This window comes from Pseudarthrobacter sp. NPDC080039, from assembly GCF_040702335.1.
GTDB classification, from domain to species: Bacteria; Actinomycetota; Actinomycetes; order Actinomycetales; family Micrococcaceae; genus Arthrobacter; species Arthrobacter enclensis_A.
Genome location: NZ_JBFBKY010000003.1, coordinates 265,970 through 286,291 on the forward strand (window position 1 = coordinate 265,970; position 20,322 = coordinate 286,291).

The following is a 20,322-nucleotide window of genomic DNA, read 5'->3' on the forward strand; positions in this document are numbered from 1 at the left end:
GCGCAAATAACCCGGCGCCCCCGGAATACCAGGTGCGCCAGGGATTTTGTGCAGCGAAAGCGAGGGTCCGCGTCGAAACAAAGGTGCGCGTCGCCACGCAGGCGTCCGACGGCGGGATCCCGGCTACACCTGCCGGCCCGCCATCCGCTCCAGCCGGACGATGCGGTCCCGCATTGGCGGGTGGGTGGCGAAGAGCTTGTTCATCGCGCCCCCGCGGAACGGGTTGGCGATCATCAGGTGCGAGGCGTTGACCAGCCGCTGGTCCTGCGGCAACGGGGCAAGGCTGACGCCGCGCTCAATCTTGCCCAGGGCTGAGGCGAGTGCCAGCGGATCGCCGGTGAGCTGCGAACCGTCCTCGTCGGCGTCGTACTCCCTGGTGCGGGAGATGGCCATCTGGATCAACGACGCCGCGAAGGGCGCCAGCAGCGCCATGGCGATCATGGCCAGCGGGTTCGCGTTGCGCCGGTCCCCGCCGCCGAAGAACAGCAGCATCTGGCCAACCGACGTGATGACCCCGGCGACGGCGGCCGCAACAGATGAGGTGAGGATGTCGCGGTTGTAGACGTGCATCAGTTCGTGGCCCAGGACGCCGCGGAGTTCGCGCGCGTCCAGGAGCTGCAGGATGCCTTCCGTGCAGCAGACGGCCGCGTTTTTCGGGTTGCGGCCGGTGGCGAAGGCATTGGGGTTCATGGTGGGCGAGACGTAGATGCGCGGCATGGGCTGGTTGGCGCGCATGGAGAGCTCGCGGACGATCTGGTAGAGCTGCGGGGCCTGGGCTTCGGTCACCGGGAAGGCCTGCATGGACCGGATGGCGATCTTGTCGCTGTTCCAGTAGCCGTAGAACGTGGTGCCGACGCCGACCAGCGCCATGATCCAGATGGGCGCGGAGCTGCGGGTACCGACGCCGATGAGGCCGCCGAGGCCGAGGAGTACGGCCCAGAGCACCCCGAACAGTGCCGCCGTCTTCAGGCCGTTGTGATGGTTGTGCACGTTTCCTCCTTACTAAGGGAACGGCCGGCTAGGGCACCGGGTTCCGCGCATCGTATTTCCGGAAGCCCGGTTGCAGCTTCGCCGCCAGCCACGCCACCGCGATGCACAGCACACCGCCGAACAGCAGGACCCAGCCCTCACTCAAAATCCTAGTCGCGCCGCCGGCCAGCAGGTCACCGATCCGCGGTCCGCCGGCCACCACCACAATGAACACGCCCTGCAGCCGTCCGCGCAGGTGGTCCGGGGCTGCCGCCTGCAGGATGGTGTTCCGGAAGACGCTGCTGATCGAGTCGGCGATCCCGGCCAGGGCGCAGCAAAGTGCGGCGGGCAGCAGCCACACCGTCACCGTGCCGTCCGGCGCCCGGCCGGCAAGCAGCACCACCAGGCCGAACGCACCAATGGACGCGCCCCAGCCCATCACGGAGATGACGACGGCGGTCCCCTGGCGGCGCACCATGCCCAGCGGACCGGAGAACAGGCCGGCCAGGAAGGCCCCGACGGCGGTGCTGGCCAGCAGGATGCCCACGGTTGCCTCGCCGCCGCCGATCATGAGTGCGGCGACGGCGGGGAGCAGCGCCCGCGGCTGGGCAAGGACCATGGCCACGATGTCGATGATGAAGGTCATCCGGAGGTTGGGCCGCGTCCCCAGGAAACGGAACCCCTCAATGACGGAGCGGAGCCCCACCTTGCTGCGCGTGCCGGCGGGAGGCATGGGCGGGAGGCGGTAGACGGCCCAGAGGACGAAGGCGAAGCTGACAAAGTCGACGGTGTAGGTCCAGCCGAACCCGACCCACGCCACCAGGAGCCCGGCCAGCAGCGGCCCTGCCGTCATGGCAAGGCCCAGGGAGAGCATGCTCAGCGCGTTGGCCGCCGGCAGGAGTTCCTTGCGGATGAGCGTGGGGATGATGGCGCTGCGGGCCGGCTGATTGATGGCCTGGGCGCCGCTTTGCAGTGCCACCAGGAGGTACAGCACCCATACGTTGCCCAGGTGCAGCCAGGCCTGGAGCGCGATCAGCCCTGTAGTCAGCCACAGCACCGTCGAGGCCAGGAGGGCGATGCGCCGGCGGTCATGGGCGTCGGCGATGGAGCCGCCCATCAGTCCACCCACAACCAGGGGAACCAGCGCGAAGATGCCCAGCAGTCCCACGTAGAAGCTGTCCTGGGTCAGGCGGTACACCTCGAGGCTGACGGCCACCAACGTGAGCTGGCTGCCGACGGCGGACACTGCCGATCCGAGCCACAGCCGGCGGAAGGAGGGGCTTTCCTTGAGCGGCGTGACATCGGCAAGTATTTTCCCCACCCCGCAACACTAGCGGGCGACACGGGAAGGTAAGCCAAGCCTTATTGTGAGTTAGTAATAATAAGTGTTTCAATGGAGCCATGATGGAGCACTTTGACGGCCAGGAAGCGTGGGCTGCAGCCCTGCGTGCCCACGGCCGCAGGGTGACCAAGCAGCGGCTCGCTGTACTCGCCGCCGTCGAACGCCACCCGCATTCCCCTGCCGAAAGCATCCTTGCCGCCGCCCGCGCCGAGCTGCCGGAACTGACGGCCCAGTCCGTATATGTGGTGCTCGGTGACCTGACGGACCTGCACATGCTGCGCCGGTTTGAGCCGCCGCACTCCCCCGCACTGTATGAGACGCGCGTGGGCGACAACCACCACCACGCCATCTGCATCAGCTGCGGCCGCGTGGAGGACGTGGACTGCGCCGTCGGCCATGCCCCCTGCCTCACGCCGCACTGGAACCCGGACGCCAAGCCCATGACCATCCAGATCGCGGATGTCATGTACCAGGGCATCTGCCAGGAATGCCAGCAGGCCCAGCAACTTCCTCCCCATAGTCCCTCGCAAGAAAAAGAGAAATAGGAGAACAATGACTGCCGTTTCCACAACCCAGTCAGGCGCGCCGGTTACATCCGACGCACACTCGAAGTCAGTTGGTGCCGACGGTGCCATCATTCTGACCGACCACTACCTTGTCGAAAAGCTCGCCCAGTTCAACCGTGAGCGGGTCCCGGAGCGCGTAGTGCACGCCAAGGGCGGCGGTGCATTCGGCACGTTCAAGACCACCGAGGACGTCTCCAAGTACACCAAGGCTGCATTCCTGCAGCCCGGCGCCGAGACCGAAATGCTCATCCGCTTCTCCTCCGTGGCCGGCGAAAACGGCTCCCCGGACACCTGGCGCGACCCCCGCGGTTTCGCCGTGAAGTTCTACACCACCGAGGGCAACTACGACCTCGTGGGCAACAACACGCCCGTCTTCTTCATCCGCGACGGCATCAAGTTCCCGGACTTCATCCACTCCCAGAAGCGCCTGCCGGGCACCCACCTGCGCGACGCCGACATGCAGTGGGACTTCTGGACCCTCTCCCCCGAGTCCGCACACCAGGTCACCTGGCTCATGGGCGACCGCGGCCTGCCCGCCTCCTGGCGTGAAATGCAGGGCTACGGTTCGCACACCTACCAGTGGATCAACGAAGCCGGTGAGCGCTTCTGGGTGAAGTACCACTTCAAGTCCAACCAGGGCGTGAACTCCATGAGCTCCGAGCAGGCCGAACAGCTTGCCGGCTCCGACGCGGACTTCTACATCCGCGACCTGTCGGAGAACATCGAGGCCGGAAACTTCCCGTCCTGGGACCTGCACGTCCAGGTGATGCCTTACGAGGACGCCAAGACCTACCGCTTCAACCCGTTCGACCTGACCAAGGTGTGGCCGCACAGCGACTACCCGCTGATCAAGGTTGGCACCATGGAGCTGAACCGCAACCCGGAGAACTACTTCGCGCAGATCGAGCAGGCCACCTTCGCGCCGTCGAACTTCGTGCCCGGCATCGCCGCCTCCCCGGACAAGATGCTGCAGGCCCGCATCTTCTCCTACGCGGACGCACACCGCTACCGCGTGGGCACCAACCACGCCCAGATCCCGGTGAACCAGCCAAAGAACCAGGTGAACAACTACAGCCAGGACGGCCAGGGACGCTTCCTGTTCAACGCCCCTTCCGTTCCCGTGTATGCCCCCAACACGTTTGGTGGACCGGCTGCACTTGAGCCGCAGAACCCGGCCGGCGGCTGGGAGAACGACGGCGAACTGACCCTTTCCGCGCACTCCCTCCACGCCGAGGACGGCGACTTCGTCCAGGCCGGCACGCTGTACCGCGAGGTCTACAACGAAGCCGAGAAGGCCCGCTTCCTGGAGACCATCACCGGCGCCGTGGGCGGCGTGAAGCGCTCCGACATCAAGGAGCGCGCCATCCAGTACTGGACCAATGTCGACGCCGAACTGGGCGCCAAGCTGCGCGCCAACCTGGGCGCAGCTGATGCACCCTCGGCTCCCACCTCGGACGCGGAGTCCGCCAACAAGGTTGGCTGACCAGGCTTCCTGTCCGCTGAACTGAAAGACCACCCCGTCACGGGTTTTCCGTGGCGGGGTGGTCTTTTTGCTGCCGCGTTTTGCACATACGGTCCTGGTTCCCTGGCCTGCCCGCGGGCCCGGCCCTAGGCTCCAGGCATGGACACTTTTGCAGGCATTCCCCCGGAAGCCTTCCGCTTCTATGAGGAGCTGGAAGGCAACAACAACCGCGAGTGGTGGCTGGCGCACAAGGACACGTACCAGGCCGCTGTCAAGGAACCCCTTGCCCGGCTGCTTACTGGACTGGAGCCGGAGTTCGGGGCGGCCAAACTGTTCCGCCCCTACCGCGACGTCCGGTTCTCCCAGGACAAGTCGCCTTATAAGACCGCCCAGGGCGCCTTCGCCACCCGGCAGGAAGGGGTGGGCTATTACCTTCAGGTCAGCGCGGACGGCCTGCTGGTGGGAGGCGGCTACCGCTCCCACACGCCGGCGCAGCTCGCCAGGTTCCGGGCTGCCGCCGATGCCTCCGGAAGCGGTGCGGCGCTGCAGGAGATCGTGGAGTCGATCGCAGCCGCGGGCTTCAGCATTGAGGGCGAAAAGCTCAAGACGGTCCCCCGCGGCTTCGACCGGGAACACCCCCGCGCCGAGCTCCTCAAGCACAAGACCCTGTACGCCGGATCGCAGCTGGGCGTGCCCGGGTGGGTGTCCTCGGAAGCGGCCGCGGAGGAGATTGCGGCCCGCTGGCGGCAGCTGCGTCCGCTGGTGGAGTGGGTGGGCAGGCATGCGGCGCCGTAACCGGCCCGGAACTCTGACCCAGCGGGAACACCCCGGGCCCGGGATACAGGGATGGGCCGGAACTGCGGACCGGCCGGAGATGCCGCTGCCCGCCCGGCACAGGCCGGACGGGCAGTTCAACAGCAGGAGCTGCGGGCCGTCAGGTGCGGCTCAGCTCCTCCTCGTCATCAGACTCGGCGGCAACGCGGGGAGCGGTGCCGTTGACGCTCGCGGTTGCGCCGGCGAAGCGCTCATTGAGCCGTGAGTGGCGCTGGCCGTAGGCGAAGTAGATCGCCAGGCCCAGGACCAGCCAGAAGGCAAAGAAGATCCAGGTCTCCACGGCCAGGTTGGTCATCAGGTACAGGCACAGCACGGCAGAGACGATGGGAAGCACCTTGCCGAACGGCACGCGGAAGGCAGGCTTCAGGTCCGGCCGTTTCTTCCGGAGCACCAGGATGCCCAGGCTGACCACCACGAAGGCGGAGAGGGTGCCGATGTTGATCATTTCCTCGAGCAGGTCCACGTTGGTGAGGCCGGCCACCAGGGCAACCGCGGCACCGCAGATGATCTGCAGGCGAACCGGGGTCGAACGCTTGTCGCTGGTCTTGGACAGCGCGCGCGGCAGCAGGCCGTCGCGGCTCATGGCCAGCACCACGCGGGACAGGCCCATGAGGAGCACCATGATCACGGTGGTCAGGCCCACCAGGGAACCAAAGGCGATGACCTTGGCGGCGGACGTGTCGCCTACGGCTTCGAAGGCGGTGGTGAGGGTGGGGCTCTTGGCTTCGGCCAGCTTGGTGTAGGAGACCATGCCGGTCAGGGCAAGGGAGACGAGGATGTACAGCAGCGTCACCAGGGCCAGGCCGCCGAAGATGCCGCGCGGCAGGGTTTTCTGCGGGTTCTTCACCTCCTCGGCTGAGGTGGCCACCACGTCGAAGCCGATGAAGGCGAAGAACACCAGTGCGGCACCGGCGAAGATGCCCATGGTGCCGTACTGTGCGGGGGCTGCGCCGGTGAGGAAGCCGAAGAAGGACTGCTTCAGAACGTCTGCGGCGCCGGTGCCGGCGGTGGGCTCGGCAGCGGGAACGAACGGCGTGTAGTTCTCGAACTTCACGTAGGTGAAGCCCACCACGATCACGAACAGCACCACGGCAATCTTGATCAGGGTGAAGATGTTGCCCACGCGTGCGGACAGCTTGGTGCCCAGCACCAGCAGCACGGTGAAGATGGCCACGATCAGGAAGGCGCCCCAGTAGAGGTCCACCCCGCCCAGCGAGATGGACGGCGGGACGTCGAGTCCGGTGAGGGCGAAGACCTTGCTCAGGTAGATGCCCCAGTACTTGGCGATCACGGCCGCGGCGGTGAACAGCTCAAGGATCAGGTTCCAGCCGATGATCCAGGCAAGGAGTTCGCCCATGGTGGCGTACGTGAAGACGTAGGCGGAGCCCGCCACGGGGATGGCGGTGGCAAACTCGGCGTAGCACATGATGGCCAGCGCACAGGTTACAGCTGCGATGGCGAAGGAGAGCGTCACGGCAGGGCCGGCGAAGTTGGCCGCGGCCTTCGCGCCAACCGAGAAGATGCCGGCACCGACAGCAACGGCGACGCCCATGATCATGAGGTCCCAGGTGCTGAGGGAACGCTTGAGTTTGCGTCCGGGCTCATCGGCGTCGGCGATCGACTGCTCGATGGATTTTGTCCGCAGAAGATTCATAGGGGTCACAATCCTGGTTTGTGAGGGAAACAGACCTATCAACGATAGTGTCCATCCACTGGACGGCCCCAATCGTCCCGAATAGTGAGACGGCCCCTTTGCCGAACATTCTTCTGCCAACGCACTCGGGGCCCTCCGAATGGAGAGCCCCGAGTGGTCGTTGATCGAACTTCCTAGGCAGGCCAGTCCATCAGTGTTGACCGGATCAGGAAGCGTTTACCTTCAGGCGCTTCAACGGAAAAGCCGCTCCCCCTGCCGGGCACCACGTCAACCGTGAGGTGGGTGTGGCTCCAGTAGTTGAACTGCTCCCTGGACATCCAGAACTCAAGCGGCATGGGCTGGAGGCCGCCGGACAGGTCGAACAGCCCCAACAGGACATCCGAGTCGCCCGTGATGAACTCCCCGGCCGGGTAGCACATGGGCGAGGACCCGTCGCAGCAGCCGCCGGACTGGTGGAACATGAGCGGGCCGTGCCGGTCCCACAGCATCCGCAGCAGGTCCACCGCGGCCGGCGCGAGCGCAACCCGGGAAAAATCTTCCCCGGGCAGCGTCACGGCGGCGTCGAGTCCTTCCGCCGGCATCAGAACCTCAGAACCACGCGGCCGTCGATCTTGGCGTGCTTCATCTCATCGAGCACGGCATTGACCTCCGACAGTTCCCGCACGGACACGGTGGGGTGGATCTTCCCCCGCGCATAGAAGTCCAGGGCTTCCTCCATGTCCTGCCGGGTGCCGACGATCGAGCCGCGGACCGTCAGTCCCTTGAGCACAATCTCGAAGATCGGCGCCGGGAAATCCCCCGGCGGCAGTCCGTTGAACACGATGGTGCCGCCGCGTCGGGCCATCCCAATGGCCTGTCCGAACGCTGACGGGTGCACCGCAGTGACCAGAACTCCATGGCAGCCTCCTGTCTCCCGCTGGATCACCTCCGCCGGGTCCTCATGCAGGGCGTTGACCGTGAGTTCAGCACCGTGGGCCTTGGCCAGGGCCAGTTTGTCGTCGGCGATGTCCACGGCCGCAACCCGGAGTCCCATGGCCACGGCATACTGGACGGCGATGTGGCCCAGGCCGCCGATGCCGGAAATGGTGACCCACTGGCCCGGCCGGGCCTCGGTCATCTTCAGGCCCTTGTAGACGGTGACGCCGGCGCAAAGCACCGGCGCCACTTCGACGGGGTCGGATCCCGCCGGTATGCGCGCCGCGAAACGGGAGTCCACCAGCATGTACTCCCCGAAGGAGCCGTCCACGCTGTACCCGCCGTTCTGCTGCGCCTCGCAAAGTGTTTCCCACCCGGTGCGGCAGTACTGGCAGTCGCCGCAGGCTGACCACAGCCACGCGTTGCCCACCAGGTCGCCGACGGCGAGGCCGGAAACCCCCTCACCCAGGGCCACTACTTCACCCACGCCCTCGTGCCCGGGCACGAACGGAGGGGAGGGTTTGACCGGCCAGTCGCCTTCCGCTGCGTGGAGGTCGGTGTGGCAGACCCCGGTGGTCAGGACCTTGACCAAGGCCTGACCCGGCCCCGGCGTGGGGACGTCGAGGGTCTGGACCTGCAGGTCCGTGCCGAATTCGGTTACTACTGCTGCTTGCATTGTCGTCGTCATTGGCGAAATCCTTGCGTCGTTGTAGTGGTACGGGCCGGCCTAGAAGAAGCCGAGCTTGTTTTCGTCGTAGCTGACCAGGAGGTTCTTGGTCTGCTGGTAGTGGTCCAGCATCATGGCGTGGTTCTCGCGGCCGATGCCGGAGGACTTGTAGCCGCCGAACGCGGCCCCTGCCGGGTAGGCGTGGTAGTTGTTGACCCAGACGCGTCCGGCCTGGATCTCGCGGCCGGCGCGGTAGGCCACGTTGCCGTTGCGGGACCAGACGCCCGCGCCCAGGCCGTAGAGGGTGTCATTGGCGATGCCCATGGCGTCGTTGTAGTCACTGAACTTCGTCACCGCCACCACCGGGCCGAAGATCTCCTCCTGGAAGATCCGCATCCGGTTGTGGCCCTCAAACACCGTGGGCTGGACGTAGAAGCCGCCGGCGAGGTCGCCCGGCAGTTCTGCACGCGCGCCGCCGGTGAGCACCTTGGCACCTTCCTGCTTTCCGATGTCGATGTAGGACAGGATCTTTTCCAGCTGGTCGTTGGAGGCCTGCGCGCCTACCTGGGTTTCGGTGTCGAGGGGGTTGCCCTGGATCATCTTCTCCACCCGTGCCACGGCGTCGGCCATGAAGGATTCATAGATGTCTTCCTGGACCAGTGCCCGCGACGGGCAGGTGCAGACTTCGCCCTGGTTGAAAGCGAACAGCGCGAAGCCCTCCTGGGCCTTGTCGTAGAAGGCGTCGTTTTCCTGGGCAACGTCGTTGAAGAAGATGTTGGGGCTCTTGCCCCCCAGTTCCAGGGTGACGGGGATGAGGTTCTGGCTGGCGTACTGGCTGATGAGCCGCCCGGTGGTGGTTTCACCGGTGAAGGCAATCTTCCGGATCCGGGAGCTGGATGCCAGTGGCTTGCCGGCCTCCACGCCGAACCCGTTGACCACGTTGATCACGCCGGCGGGCAGCAGGTCCCCGATCAGTTCCATCAGCACCAAGATGGACGACGGCGTCTGCTCTGCGGGCTTGAGGACCACGGTGTTGCCGGCGGCGAGCGCGGGCGCAAGCTTCCAGACGGCCATCAGGATGGGGAAGTTCCAGGGGATGATCTGGCCCACCACGCCGAGCGGTTCGTGGAAGTGGTAGGCGGTGGTGTTGTCATCGAGCTGGGACAGGCTGCCCTCCTGGGCGCGAACCGCTGAGGCGAAGTAGCGGAAGTGGTCCGAGGCCAGCGGCAGGTCGGCGTTGAGGGTTTCCCGGATGGGCTTGCCGTTGTCCCAGGTTTCGGCCACGGCGAGCATCTCGAGGTTTTCGTCGATGCGGTCGGCGATCTTGTTCAGGATGGCGGCGCGTTCCGCCACGGAGGTCTTGCCCCAGGAGGGTGCGGCCTTGTGTGCCGCGTCCAGGGCGAGCTCGATGTCCTCAGCCGTGCCGCGTGCCACCTGGCAGAACGCCTTGCCCGTCACGGGGGTGACGTTTTCGAAGTACTCGCCCTTCACCGGGGCCACCCATTCGCCGCCAATCCAGTTTTCGTACCGGTCCTTGAAGGTGACCTTCGAACCGTCGGTTCCCGGCTGTGCGTAAACGGTCATTGCTTAGCTCCTTTGCTGTGCAGAAGGCTGGCCCGTAGGGGCGCTCGCCAATGAAGCCAGCGTAGGAGCGGGGAGGTTGCAGCAAGGTTGCAACGGTGAGAGCTGAATCACAACACATGGTTGAAGGTGCCGGAACCTGGTTTCGAAAAGCTCAACCACCGGTCGCCGGTCAGGCGCGCAGTTCGGCTTCCAGCCGTTCCAGGTCGGCCACGACGGCGGCCCGCTTGGGTGAGCGCGGCGGCAGGAGGCGGAGCGCCGCACGGCGGATCCCGACGTCGTCCCTTGCCTCGGGCAGCGCGGCGAATTTGAGCAGGGACTCGGCACTGCCGTCGGTGAGGACCGCTTCCCGGAGCAGGGATGAGACCCTCCTCCGCAGCTCCACGATCCCAGGCGCCTCAGAGCGGGGCAGCACCTCGCCGCGGTAAATCTCCAGGGCGATCCGGTGCGCACCGCGCTGCAGGCAACTGAGCACCTGGCCCGTGTCCGGCACCAGGTCCAGCGGCAGCCTGTACGGTCGCGAACCGGGAATCGCGTCCGGGCTCAATTCCTGGATGACTTTGCGGAGGCGCACCATCTCGGCCCGGAGGGTGATGGTGGAGCCCTCCCCCGGGTACAGCAGCGTGCCAAGCTCCTCGGCGCTGAGCCCTTCCGGGTGCGTGCTGAGCAGGGCAAGGATCTCACTGTGCCGTGCGGACAGGGACACCGTCCGTCCTCCCAGGCTCAGCAGCGCCTGGTCGCGGCCCAGCAACTGCAGGCTGTTCCGGTACAGGCTGCCTTCCCTGGCACGGCTGCCTGCCCCGGCACTCTTGCCCTGCGTGCCGGCGGCAGCCGGGGTCCGGCGTCGTACGGGCTTCCTGGCCAGCTCCGCAGCATGCTGCAGCCGCTCCACCCGCAGCTGGGCCTGGGCTGCGGCCACTGTGGCCTCTACCAGCGACAGGGTGTGCGGCGCCACCGCCGTGGCCGTCCCGGTGATGTCCACGACGCCGAGGACCGCACCGGAATCCGGATCGTGGAAGGGGACGGCGGTGCAGCTCCAGGGATGGACAGCCCGCTGGTAGTGCTCGGCTCCGGCGATCTGGATTCCCCGGCCAAGGGCAAGGGCGGTGCCCGGCGCGCTGGTGCCTACGCTGGCCTCGGACCAGTCTGCACCGGGAACGAACATCATGCCTTCTGCGCGGCGCTGGAGGGCGGGGTCGCCGTCCACCCACAACAGCCTGCCCACCTCATCACCCACGGCAACCAGGAGCCCGCTGTCATGGCTGGGCTGGACCAGGAGTTTGTTGATGACCGGCATGATCGCAGCCAGGGGGTGGCGCCGGCGGTAGTCCTCCAGCTCGTCCCAGTCGAAGGCGAGCGGGGCGGCCGCGTTGTCCGGGTTGGCTTTGAAGCGTGCGGAACGCTGCCAGGACTCCCGGATGAGGTTGCGGAGGCCGGGGATTTCCGGGGTGGCATCGCCACGGCCCGCAGTTTCGTAAATGGCACCGTCCAGGCGCTCATGGCCGGCCAGCGCGGCGCGCTGGCGGGGTTCAGGATGGAGCAGGTTCGTCATCGAACTCCCGTTCCGGAATTTTTGCCCTGCTTTGCAGGGCTGGGGGTGGCCAAGCCAGCATAGCCGGACAAAAACCCGGTGTCATGGGTGTACGCGAACCAGCGCCTCCAAGGCATCCGCTCCTGCTGCCGCACCGCCTGCCGCAGAGTAGCCCTGGGCGACCCGCCGCGCGCCCGGGGCTTTGGTCCGCGCCTGGTGAACGGCGGCCCGGAGCCGCTCCGGGGTGAGGTGCTTCCGGCTGAGCCGCACTCCGGCGTCGGCCGTTACCACCCTTGCTGCAACCTCGTGCTGGTCGCGCCCGAACGGAACCACCACCACGGGCACCCCTTTGGAGAGCGCCTTCTGGGTTGCCCCCATCCCGCCATGGGTGATGGCGACGGCGGCGCGGTCAAGGACGGGCCCGTGCGGGACGAAGTGTTCCAGCCGGGCGTTGGACGGCACCGGTCCGAAGCCATCGGTCCCGGATGCCCGGTTCGCTCCGGCCGATCCGGCTTCCGCCGCCGGAACGGTGGCAACGACGGTGAAGGGTTCGGCAGCGAGGCCGGTCAGCGCGGCCCTGACAATGGCTTGGTCCGCCTGGTATTCGGAGGAGGTGGTCACCAGCACGACAGGATCCGCTCCGTCCCGCAGCCAGGCGGGAGGTTCCACCGGCGGCTCCCATTGAAGCGCGCCTATCATGCGCACGTCCGGACCCCAGTCAGGATGCGGGTACTCGAACGGTTCGGATGTGGCAACGAGCATGAGCGGCGCGGTCCGGAACATGTCGTCCGCACCGCTGACCGGACGAAGGCTGCCGCCGGTCAGGTCCGCCCGCAGGGAGTTGATGCGCGGCAGCATCAACTTTTCGACCGCGCCAATCACCAGGCGTCGCACCACCGCATCCCGGGCCATGCCGAGCGGACCGGACATCGGGGCCAGCCCGGGGCCAAACGGGGGTGTCCCCCGCGACTGCAGCGGGGGTGTGTACGGACTGAAAGTGGCCCATGGCAGGCCGGAGGACTCAGCCTGGATGCGGGCTCCCCATGCGTTGATGTCCACCAGGAGCAGGTCCGGGCGAACGGCGTCGATGGCCTTCTGCAGGTCAGGTGCATCAAAGCGTGCGCGGGCCGTGAACGTTTCCACACTGGAAGCGAGCGCCGCCTTCGCGCTTCCGGCACGGTAATCGGTGGCTTCGATCGCCAGGATGCGCTCATCCACGGCTTCGGCCTGGAACCCTTCCTTCCGGAGCACGGGAACCTGCCGGCCGAGGGTACGGACGTGGACTGCGTGGCCCCGGGCCTTGAGCTCCTGGAGCAGCGGAACCATCGGGAACAAGTGGCCGATGGCGGGTGAGGTGTAGGCAAGGACGGTGGACATCAGGACCTCCGGGTGAAGGGTTCCAGCATTTCGAGCAGGGACTGTCCCACCTGGTCGCGGCTGAGCCCTGCGTCGAGGCGGAGCAGCTTCCAGGTGTAGACGTCGCAAAGCGCGACGAACTGGGCCAGCCGGCGGCCGCGGTCCGGGCTGCCCTGCAGGCTTGCCAGGAACACGGGGTCCAGGAAGGGGGCGAAGACCCGCGCGCACCACTGGCGGTGCAGCTTGCGGCCGGCCTCGGTGATCTGCGCCAGCTCGGGTGAAGCCTGCTCCTCGGCCAGCAGCTTCAAGGCCAGGCGTCCGGTGGTTTCGTAGTGTTCCAGGAGATTCCCGACGGCGGCGGGCACGTCCCCGGGAGGAGCAGCATTGCGCTGGCTGCCCACCCGGTCCATGGCGGCTTTGGCGCAGGCGCCGATAAGGCGTGTCCGGTCACCGAACCTGCGGATGACGGTCTGGACCGTCACGCCGGCCCGTTCCGCCACTGCATTGAGCGTGACCTCGCTCAGCGGCCGCTCAACGAAGAGGTCTTCGGTGGCCTGCAGGATCCGGCGCCCGGTTTGGGCGGCGGAAGAAGCCCGCTTGGGCGAATCGTAGGCTCGGCTCTTTGCCGCGGCCATATTCATGTTAATCAGATTAACTCGAATACGGCTCACGGGACAGGGCACAAGGTCCCGGGATAGGGCTCAGTCGCGCGAGATGCGGATCATGTCCTCGCGCGGCACCACCTTGATACGTTCGCGCACCACATGGTCCAGGCCCTCAGGCCCGGTCCAGGCCGCGCCAAGCCCTGCCTCATGGGCATCAAGCTTGTTCCAGCCTTCCCAGGTGGTGTACTCGATGCCGCGCTCCTCGAGCAGGTCGATGATGGCCCGCGGGTCCGGGTTCTGCGCGGCCGGGAGGTTCAGCCGGTCCTCCAGCAGGAAGCCAATGGTCTCCAGCGCATCGCCCTTGGTGTGGCCGATCAGCCCGACCGGACCGCGTTTGATCCACCCCGTGGTGTAGATGCCGGGAACCGGGTTGCCCGCGGCGTCCAGGACGCGGCCGCCCTGGTTCGGGATGACGCCGCGCTTGGCGTCGTACTCCAGTTCATCAAGGGCCGAGCCATGGTAGCCAACGGCACGGTATACGGCCTGGACCGGGTACTCGACGTACTCCCCCGTCCCCTTCGCATTGCCGGTCCCGTCCAGTTGCATGCGCTCAAACTTGATGCCGCCCACCTTGCCCGTGCCGTCGTCGAGCACTTCAACGGGGCTGTGCAGGAAGTGCAGGTGCAGCCTGCGGGAGGAAGGGTTTTCCGACTCCGCATGCTCCTCCACCAGCCAGTTGGTGAGGGTGTTCACCATGGTCTTGACCTGGTTGTTGCTGCGGATGGCCTCGTCCGAGGCCTCGTCGAATTCAAAGTCCTCCGGGTACAGGACGATGTCCACGTCATCCATGTGGCTGAGCTCGCGCAGCTCCAGCGGGGTGAACTTGACCTGGGCCGGTCCGCGGCGGCCGAATACGTGGACGTCGGTGACCGGCGAGGCCTTCAGGCCCTGGTAGACGTTGTCCGGGATCTCCGTGGTGAGCAGTTCTTCGGGGTGCTTGACCAGCATGCGGGCCACATCCAGCGCCACGTTGCCGTTGCCGATGACGGCGATTTCCCTGGCCTCCAGGGGCCATTCGCGCGGGACATCCGGGTGGCCGTCGTACCAGGACACGAAGTCCGCGCCGCCGAAGGAGCCCCGCAGGTTGATGCCCGGGATGTCCAGGTCCGCATCCTTGATGGCGCCGGTGGAGAAGATCACGGCGTCATAGAACGCGCGGAAATCGTGCAGCGTGAGGTCCCGGCCGTAGGTCACGTTGCCCAGGAAGCGGATGTCCCCCCGGTCCAAAACCTTGTGCAGGGCGTTGACGATGCCCTTGATCCGGGGATGGTCCGGGGCAACGCCGTACCGGATCAGGCCATAAGGGGCCGGGTAGGCCTCGAAGAGGTCGATGCTGACCTGGAAGTCGCCGTCCTTCACCCCGCTGGATTTGGTGAGGATGTCCGCAGCATAGACTCCTGCCGGTCCCGCGCCGACGATGGCGACGCGGAGGGGACGGTTGGCGGCGGTTTCGCTGTGGTTGGACACCGGGAGCCCTTCTGAACTGGTCCTGCTCATGATCCATGAGGGTGCGCAGCATGGTGCCCCGCACAGTCCCCCATTCTAGTTGGCGGCAAGCGCCACCACCTTGCCTTCGCGGTACAGCAGCGCCCGCAGTTCCGCTTCCGCCGAGTCAAGCCGCTTGGGATCGATGGTTTCGCCGTCGTGGTAATGATCCACCACCCGGGGGTCCACATAGCTCTTCCGGGCAATGGAAGGAGTGTTTCCCAGCGTCTCTGCGGCGTCGTGCATGGCCCGGCTGATGGCGCGCTTCCGTTTGGCGGCCGTCCGCTGCGGGCCGGTACGGGCCAGGCTTTCGGCAGCGGCCACGGTCCCGCGGAGCGTCCGGAAGTCCTTGGCCGTGAAGTCGGAGCCGGTGCGCTCCTTCACATAGGCATTGATGTCAGCGCTGGTGACCGGACGCCACCTCCTGCCCTCCTTGTAGGCAAGAAGCCGGGCGTTGGGCCCGCGGCGCTTGAGCAGCCGCAGCAGGACGGCGAGGTCGGGGTCGCGGATTTCGGATTCCCAGTCCTTGCCGCTCTTGGCCGGGAACCGCAGCAGGATCCGGTCCTTCCGCACCTGGACGTGTGCGCACAACAAGGTGGCCAGCCCGCGGCTGCCGTTCTCGTTGGTGTACCGCTCCGACCCCACCCGGAGGGAGCCGCTGTCCAGCATCCGGAACGCCCCGGCCAGCACGCGCTCCCGGGTGAACCCGTCGCTGCGGAGGTCCATCGTGACGCGGCGGCGGGCTGCGGGCAGCGATTCAGCCAGCTGGAGGGACCGGTCGAACTTCACCCGGTCCTTACGCTCGCGCCACTCCGGATGGTAGATGTACTGGCGCCTGCCCACCGCGTCCACCCCGGTGGCCTGGATATGGCCGTTCTCAAAGGGTGCAATCCAGACGTCCGTCCATGCCGGCGGGATGCCGATGCTTTCCAGCCGGTCCCGGACGGGACCGGGCGGCAGGGTGGATCCATCCAGGTCCCGATAACTGAAGCCCGTGCCGGCGGCCACCCGGCGGTAGCCGCGGCCGGAAGCGTTGCTGCGCCGGAGCCTCATGGGGCGGGCTCCGGGAAAGGCGCACATTTCATGAAAGCAAGCCTACTGATTATTTTCCGGATTGCTGCCTGCGTGCTGGAATACCTGTCCGGCGGCTGCTGTTATGGACATCGTGCCCATGCCAGAAGGAATCCCCGCCACGTCCGTAGCCACCTCCCCTACCGGCGCTTCACCGGCGCCGGGCTCCCCGGCGGATAACCCTTCAGCGAAGGGTCCCAAGCCGGCGGCGAAGGACACGACGACGGGAATGCTCTTCGGCATCGGCGCCTACGTTTTGTGGGGGCTGCTGCCCCTGTATTTCTTCATCCTCATGCCCGCGGGCGCCGTCGAAATCGTCGCCAACCGAGTGGTGTGGTCCTTGCTGTTCTGCGCGCTCCTGATCACCGTCACCAGGGCGTGGCGGGTGCTGGGCGCGGCGCTGAAGGACCGGCGGGTCTTCGGTTCCCTGGCGCTGGCCGCCTTCCTGATCGCCATCAACTGGCTGACCTATACCTATGGCGTGACCACCGGCCAGGCCGTGGAAACCTCACTGGGCTACTTCATCAACCCGCTGGTCTCGGTCCTGCTGGGCGTACTCGTCCTGAAGGAGAAACTCCGCCCGCTCCAGTGGGCCGCGGTCGGCGTCGGCTTCGTGGCTGTGGGCGTCCTGACCTACTCCTACGGAAAACTGCCCTGGATCGCCCTGACGCTGGCGTTCAGCTTTGGCCTGTATGGCTTCGTAAAGAACCGGGTGGGGTCGAAGGTGGATGCCATCACCAGCCTCAGCGTGGAGACCATGGTGCTCGCCCCGCTGGCCGCCGTGGCCATGGTGGTCCTGGCGGCCGGGGGCACTTCAACCCTGACGTCGCAGGGTGCGGGACACTTCTGGCTGCTGCTGGCTTCCGGCGTGATCACCGCTGTGCCGCTGCTCTTCTTCGGCGCTTCCGCACGGCGGCTGCCCATGACCACTATCGGGCTCCTCCAGTACTTTGCTCCCGTCCTGCAGTTCCTGGTGGCCCTGCTGGTGTTCCGCGAGTCAATGACCGTTGAGCGCTGGATCGGATTCGGGGTGGTATGGCTGGCGCTGTTGCTGCTGACCCTGGACATGCTGGGCGCCGCCCGCAGGAACTCCTTGGCGCGCAGGGCCGCGCTCCGCCGGGCCGGCTGAATAGAAACGTTTAAAGCAGGAGGGCGGCCCCGCATCTGCGGGGCCGCCCTCCTGGTGTTGCCGGGAGGAGTCGTCCCGGTTAGGCGTGGGCCTTGATGGCGGCGGCGAGGACTTCCAGGCCGTCGGAGAGCAGCTCATCGGTGATGACCAGCGGCGGCAGCAGGCGGATGACGTTGCCGTAGGTGCCGCAGGTGAGGATGATGACGCCTTCCTTCAGGCAGGCGGCGGCCACGGCCTTGGTCAGGTCCGGGTTCGGTTCCTTGGAGCCGGCCTGGACGAGTTCGACGGCGAGCATGGCACCGCGGCCGCGGACGTCGCCGATCACGGCGGTACCCGCACCGGCCAGTTCTGCCTGCAGGTCGCGGAGGCGGCCCAGGGCCAGTTCCTCGATGTGGCGGGCGCGGCCGTTGAGGTCGTACTCCTCCATGGAGCCGATGGCGGCCAGCGCAGCGGCGCAGGCTACCGGGTTGCCGCCGTAGGTGCCGCCCAGGCCGCCCGGGTGGACAGCGTCCAGCAGGTCGGCGCGGCCGGTGATGGCGGACAGCGGCATGCCGCCGGCGATGCCCTTGGCCATGGTCAGGATGTCCGGGACGACGCCTTCGTGGTTGACGGCGAACCATTCACCGGTGCGGCAGAAGCCGGACTGGACCTCGTCGGCGATGAAGACGATGCCCTTTTCCTTGGCCCAGGCGGCCAGTGCCGGCAGGAAGCCTTCGGCCGGGACGATGAAGCCGCCTTCGCCCTGGATGGGTTCGATGATGATCGCGGCAACCTGGTCGCCGCCGATCTGCTTCTCGATCATGGTGATGGCGCGCTTGGCTGCCTCGGCACCGGTGATGGCGGGGTTTTCCTCGCGGTACGGGTAGCTCATAGGCATCCGGTAGACCTCGGGGGCGAACGGGCCGAAGTTGGTCTTGTACGGCATGGCCTTGGCGGTCAGCGCCATGGTCAGGTTGGTGCGGCCGTGGTAGGCGTGGTCGAAGGCGACGACGGCGTCCCGGCCGGTGGCCAGGCGGGCCACCTTGACGGCGTTCTCCACTGCCTCGGCGCCGGAGTTGAAGAGGACGGTGCGCTTTTCGTGGTCGCCCGGGGTGAGCCGGTTCAGCTGCTCAGCGACGGCCACGTAGCCCTCGTACGGCGTGACCATGAAGCAGGTGTGGGTGAAGTGCTCCACGGCTTCCTTGACGGCGCCCACGACGGCGGGGTCGGAGGCACCCACGCTGGTCACGGCGATGCCTGAGCCGAGGTCGATGAAGGAGTTGCCGTCGACGTCGTGGATGATTCCGCCGTCGGCGTCTGCAACGTAGACCGGGACGCTGGAGGCGACGCCGGCTGCCACCACGGACTTGCGGCGTTCGGTCAGTGCCACGGACTTGGGGCCCGGGAAGTCGGCCTGGACGTTGCGCTTCTGCTCCAGTCGGTACGTGATGTCTGATGCTGTGGTGGTCATTGCGATTACTTTCTCTTACTGGTGGGCCTACGCCGGCCGGGTTCCCTGGCCGAAGCGAAGCGAGGTTAGGGTGCTGGCGGGGTCAGGCGTCGAGGGCGGACATCACATGCTTGATGCGCGTGTAGTCCTCCACGCCGTACATGGAGAGGTCCTTGCCGTAGCCGGACTGCTTGAAGCCGCCGTGCGGCATTTCGGCGGTGAGGAGGATGTGGGTGTTGATCCAGACGGCACCGAAGTCCAGGTCGCGGCTGAGCCGCATGGCGGTGCCGTGGTTGGTGGTCCAGACGCTGGAGGCCAGGGCGTAGTCCACGTCGTTGGCCAGGGCCACAGCTTCTTCCTCGGTGCTGAACTTCTGGACGGTGATGACGGGGCCGAACGTTTCCTTCTGCACCACGTCGTCGGTCTGCTTGGCGCCCGTGATGATGGTGGGTTCGAAGAAGTAGCCCTTCTCCCCCGCCCGGTGGCCGCCGGTTTCGATCCGGCAGTTGGCGGGCAGGTTCTCCACCACGGAGGTCACGGCGTTGAAGTGGTTGACGTTGTTCAGCGGGCCGAAGTAGTTGTCTTCATCGTTTTGCGAGCCTGTGTGCAGGGTCCGGGTGTGCTCCACCATGGCGGCCACAACGTCGTCGTGCACTGATTCCTCCACCAGCACGCGGGTGATGGCGGTGCAGTCCTGGCCGGCGTTGAAGAAGGCGAACTCGGCGATGGCCGCGGCGCTCTTCTTGATGTCCGCGTCCGCGAAGACGATGGCCGGGGCCTTGCCGCCCAGCTCCAGGTGGGCGCGCTTGAGGCCCTTGGCCGCCCCGGAAGCGACCGCGATGCCGGCACGGACGGACCCGGTGATGGACACCAGGCCGGGAACCTTGTGCTCCACCATCATGGCGCCGGTTTCTCCGGTCCCGAGTACCACGTTCAGGACGCCCGCCGGCAGGATTTCCCCGGCCAGGCGCGCCAGCACAAGGGTGGATTCGGGGGTGGTGTCGGAGGGCTTGAGGACCACGGTGTTGCCGGCCGCGAGCGCAGGGCCGATCTTCCAGATGGCCATGAGGAAGGGGTAGTTCCACGGCGCCACCTGGGCCACCACGCCGATGGGTTCGCGGCGGACGTAGGAGGTGTGGCCCTCGAAGTATTCGCCGGCGGACTTGCCTTCCATGATGCGGGCAGCACCCGCGAAGAAGCGCAGCTGGTCGGCGCCGGCGGCCACTTCCTCGGAGGCGATGAGGGACCGGACCTGCCCGGTGTTCCGGTGCTGGGCCTCGACGATTTCGTCGCTGTTGGCCTCGATGGCGTCGGCAAGCTTGAGCAGCATCAGCTGGCGCTGACCGGGGGTGACGTGCTTCCAGGTCCTGAAGGCGTCCTTGGCCGCGTCCATGGCGGCGTCCACGTCGGCCTGCACGGAGACGGGGGCGTGTGCCACGACCTCGCCGTTGGTGGGGTTGACGACGTCCAGCAGGGTGGTGCCGGAGGGGGTGACGAACTCCCCGTTGATGAAGTTCTGCAAGGTTTGGACCACGGTGTGCAACCTCTTTCGTAAGGGCCATCGGCGCCGGGCGGAGACCGGGACGGATGGATGGAACTGCCTTGAGCCTATGCCAGCGCCCAAGCCGGGTGAATAGCCACCTGCACACCCTTGCCGAAGGGGTTT

The 20,322-nt window shown here is 66.7% G+C and carries 17 protein-coding genes; 4 read left to right on the forward strand and 13 right to left on the reverse strand.

What is annotated here, in order from left to right; all coding sequences use genetic code 11:
- Positions 1–123: 123 nt before the first annotated feature.
- Both htpX and AB0313_RS05220 read right to left on the reverse strand, forming a co-directional pair.
- On the reverse strand, positions 124–990 hold the full coding sequence (gene htpX, locus AB0313_RS05215) for a zinc metalloprotease HtpX (RefSeq protein ID WP_141942876.1): 867 nt from the start codon (positions 988–990) through the stop codon (positions 124–126).
- A 28-nt stretch (positions 991–1,018) separates the two neighbouring features.
- The gene (locus AB0313_RS05220) at positions 1,019–2,290 is read right to left on the reverse strand and encodes an MFS transporter (protein ID WP_366304039.1); all 1,272 of its coding nucleotides are present in this window, start codon (positions 2,288–2,290) and stop codon (positions 1,019–1,021) included.
- A gap of 80 nt (positions 2,291–2,370) precedes the next feature.
- Here AB0313_RS05220 and AB0313_RS05225 point away from each other — a divergent pair, with 80 nt between their 5' ends.
- The 3 genes from AB0313_RS05225 (at position 2,371) to AB0313_RS05235 (ending at position 5,134) form a co-directional block, all read left to right on the forward strand.
- Positions 2,371–2,856 carry a Fur family transcriptional regulator gene (locus AB0313_RS05225; protein ID WP_018769037.1) on the forward strand — a complete coding sequence of 162 codons (486 nt, stop codon included), beginning with the start codon at positions 2,371–2,373 and terminating at the stop codon, positions 2,854–2,856.
- Between the two features lie 7 nt (positions 2,857–2,863).
- Positions 2,864–4,360 (forward strand): catalase, encoded by a 1,497-nt coding sequence (locus AB0313_RS05230; protein WP_366304042.1) that lies wholly within the window; start codon positions 2,864–2,866, stop codon positions 4,358–4,360.
- Between the two features lie 138 nt (positions 4,361–4,498).
- The gene (locus AB0313_RS05235; protein WP_141942883.1) at positions 4,499–5,134 is read left to right on the forward strand and encodes a DUF2461 domain-containing protein; all 636 of its coding nucleotides are present in this window, start codon (positions 4,499–4,501) and stop codon (positions 5,132–5,134) included.
- A gap of 139 nt (positions 5,135–5,273) precedes the next feature.
- Here AB0313_RS05235 and AB0313_RS05240 read toward each other — a convergent pair whose 3' ends face one another.
- The 9 genes from AB0313_RS05240 to AB0313_RS05280 all read right to left on the reverse strand — a co-directional run bounded on the left by AB0313_RS05240 (position 5,274) and on the right by AB0313_RS05280 (position 16,080).
- Positions 5,274–6,827: an amino acid permease gene (locus tag AB0313_RS05240; protein ID WP_141942885.1), complete on the reverse strand. Its 1,554-nt coding sequence runs from the start codon at positions 6,825–6,827 to the stop codon at positions 5,274–5,276.
- Between the two features lie 173 nt (positions 6,828–7,000).
- Positions 7,001–7,408, reverse strand: a complete 408-nt coding sequence (locus AB0313_RS05245) for a DUF779 domain-containing protein (protein WP_366304044.1) — start codon at positions 7,406–7,408, stop codon at positions 7,001–7,003.
- Positions 7,408–8,430, reverse strand: a complete 1,023-nt coding sequence (adhP, locus tag AB0313_RS05250) for an alcohol dehydrogenase AdhP (RefSeq protein WP_366304046.1) — start codon at positions 8,428–8,430, stop codon at positions 7,408–7,410. Before adhP ends, AB0313_RS05245 begins: the two co-directional genes overlap by 1 nt.
- Before the next feature lie 39 nt (positions 8,431–8,469).
- Positions 8,470–9,993 carry an aldehyde dehydrogenase family protein gene (locus AB0313_RS05255; RefSeq protein WP_366304048.1) on the reverse strand — a complete coding sequence of 508 codons (1,524 nt, stop codon included), beginning with the start codon at positions 9,991–9,993 and terminating at the stop codon, positions 8,470–8,472.
- Positions 9,994–10,162: 169 nt separating this feature from the next.
- Positions 10,163–11,542, reverse strand: a complete 1,380-nt coding sequence (locus AB0313_RS05260) for a GAF domain-containing protein (protein WP_366304050.1) — start codon at positions 11,540–11,542, stop codon at positions 10,163–10,165.
- A gap of 81 nt (positions 11,543–11,623) precedes the next feature.
- Complete coding sequence (locus AB0313_RS05265; protein WP_366304052.1) at positions 11,624–12,898, reverse strand: nucleotide disphospho-sugar-binding domain-containing protein; 1,275 nt, start codon at positions 12,896–12,898, stop codon at positions 11,624–11,626.
- Positions 12,898–13,512, reverse strand: coding sequence for a TetR/AcrR family transcriptional regulator (locus tag AB0313_RS05270; protein ID WP_366304054.1), 615 nt, complete (start codon positions 13,510–13,512; stop codon positions 12,898–12,900). Before AB0313_RS05270 ends, AB0313_RS05265 begins: the two co-directional genes overlap by 1 nt.
- 66 nt (positions 13,513–13,578) lie before the next feature.
- Positions 13,579–15,009 carry an FAD-dependent oxidoreductase gene (locus AB0313_RS05275; protein ID WP_366304264.1) on the reverse strand — a complete coding sequence of 477 codons (1,431 nt, stop codon included), beginning with the start codon at positions 15,007–15,009 and terminating at the stop codon, positions 13,579–13,581.
- Between the two features lie 75 nt (positions 15,010–15,084).
- The gene (locus tag AB0313_RS05280; RefSeq protein ID WP_141942898.1) at positions 15,085–16,080 is read right to left on the reverse strand and encodes a DNA topoisomerase IB; all 996 of its coding nucleotides are present in this window, start codon (positions 16,078–16,080) and stop codon (positions 15,085–15,087) included.
- A gap of 118 nt (positions 16,081–16,198) precedes the next feature.
- On the opposite strand from AB0313_RS05280, the gene rarD reads away from it, so the two are divergent.
- Positions 16,199–17,227: an EamA family transporter RarD gene (rarD, locus tag AB0313_RS05285; protein ID WP_366304056.1), complete on the forward strand. Its 1,029-nt coding sequence runs from the start codon at positions 16,199–16,201 to the stop codon at positions 17,225–17,227.
- A 79-nt stretch (positions 17,228–17,306) separates the two neighbouring features.
- On the opposite strand, the gene gabT is transcribed toward rarD, so the two are convergent.
- Both gabT and AB0313_RS05295 read right to left on the reverse strand, forming a co-directional pair.
- Positions 17,307–18,677 carry a 4-aminobutyrate--2-oxoglutarate transaminase gene (gabT, locus tag AB0313_RS05290; protein ID WP_366304058.1) on the reverse strand — a complete coding sequence of 457 codons (1,371 nt, stop codon included), beginning with the start codon at positions 18,675–18,677 and terminating at the stop codon, positions 17,307–17,309.
- Positions 18,678–18,759: 82 nt separating this feature from the next.
- Complete coding sequence (locus tag AB0313_RS05295; protein ID WP_366304060.1) at positions 18,760–20,190, reverse strand: aminobutyraldehyde dehydrogenase; 1,431 nt, start codon at positions 20,188–20,190, stop codon at positions 18,760–18,762.
- Positions 20,191–20,322 lie beyond the last annotated feature (132 nt).

Excerpts from the sequence above, each read along its gene's own strand:
- AB0313_RS05225 (WP_018769037.1), top strand. The coding sequence starts at position 2,371 with ATGATGGAGCACTTTGACGGCCAGGAAGCGTGGGCTGCAGCCCTGCGT.
- AB0313_RS05230 (WP_366304042.1), top strand. The coding sequence starts at position 2,864 with ATGACTGCCGTTTCCACAACCCAGTCAGGCGCGCCGGTTACATCCGAC.
- AB0313_RS05235 (WP_141942883.1), top strand. The coding sequence starts at position 4,499 with ATGGACACTTTTGCAGGCATTCCCCCGGAAGCCTTCCGCTTCTATGAG.
- AB0313_RS05240 (WP_141942885.1), bottom strand. The coding sequence starts at position 6,827 with ATGAATCTTCTGCGGACAAAATCCATCGAGCAGTCGATCGCCGACGCC.
- AB0313_RS05245 (WP_366304044.1), bottom strand. The coding sequence starts at position 7,408 with ATGCCGGCGGAAGGACTCGACGCCGCCGTGACGCTGCCCGGGGAAGAT.
- adhP (WP_366304046.1), bottom strand. The coding sequence starts at position 8,430 with ATGACGACGACAATGCAAGCAGCAGTAGTAACCGAATTCGGCACGGAC.
- AB0313_RS05255 (WP_366304048.1), bottom strand. The coding sequence starts at position 9,993 with ATGACCGTTTACGCACAGCCGGGAACCGACGGTTCGAAGGTCACCTTC.
- AB0313_RS05260 (WP_366304050.1), bottom strand. The coding sequence starts at position 11,542 with ATGACGAACCTGCTCCATCCTGAACCCCGCCAGCGCGCCGCGCTGGCC.
- AB0313_RS05265 (WP_366304052.1), bottom strand. The coding sequence starts at position 12,898 with ATGTCCACCGTCCTTGCCTACACCTCACCCGCCATCGGCCACTTGTTC.
- AB0313_RS05270 (WP_366304054.1), bottom strand. The coding sequence starts at position 13,512 with ATGGCCGCGGCAAAGAGCCGAGCCTACGATTCGCCCAAGCGGGCTTCT.
- AB0313_RS05280 (WP_141942898.1), bottom strand. The coding sequence starts at position 16,080 with ATGAGGCTCCGGCGCAGCAACGCTTCCGGCCGCGGCTACCGCCGGGTG.
- rarD (WP_366304056.1), top strand. The coding sequence starts at position 16,199 with ATGCCAGAAGGAATCCCCGCCACGTCCGTAGCCACCTCCCCTACCGGC.
- gabT (WP_366304058.1), bottom strand. The coding sequence starts at position 18,677 with ATGACCACCACAGCATCAGACATCACGTACCGACTGGAGCAGAAGCGC.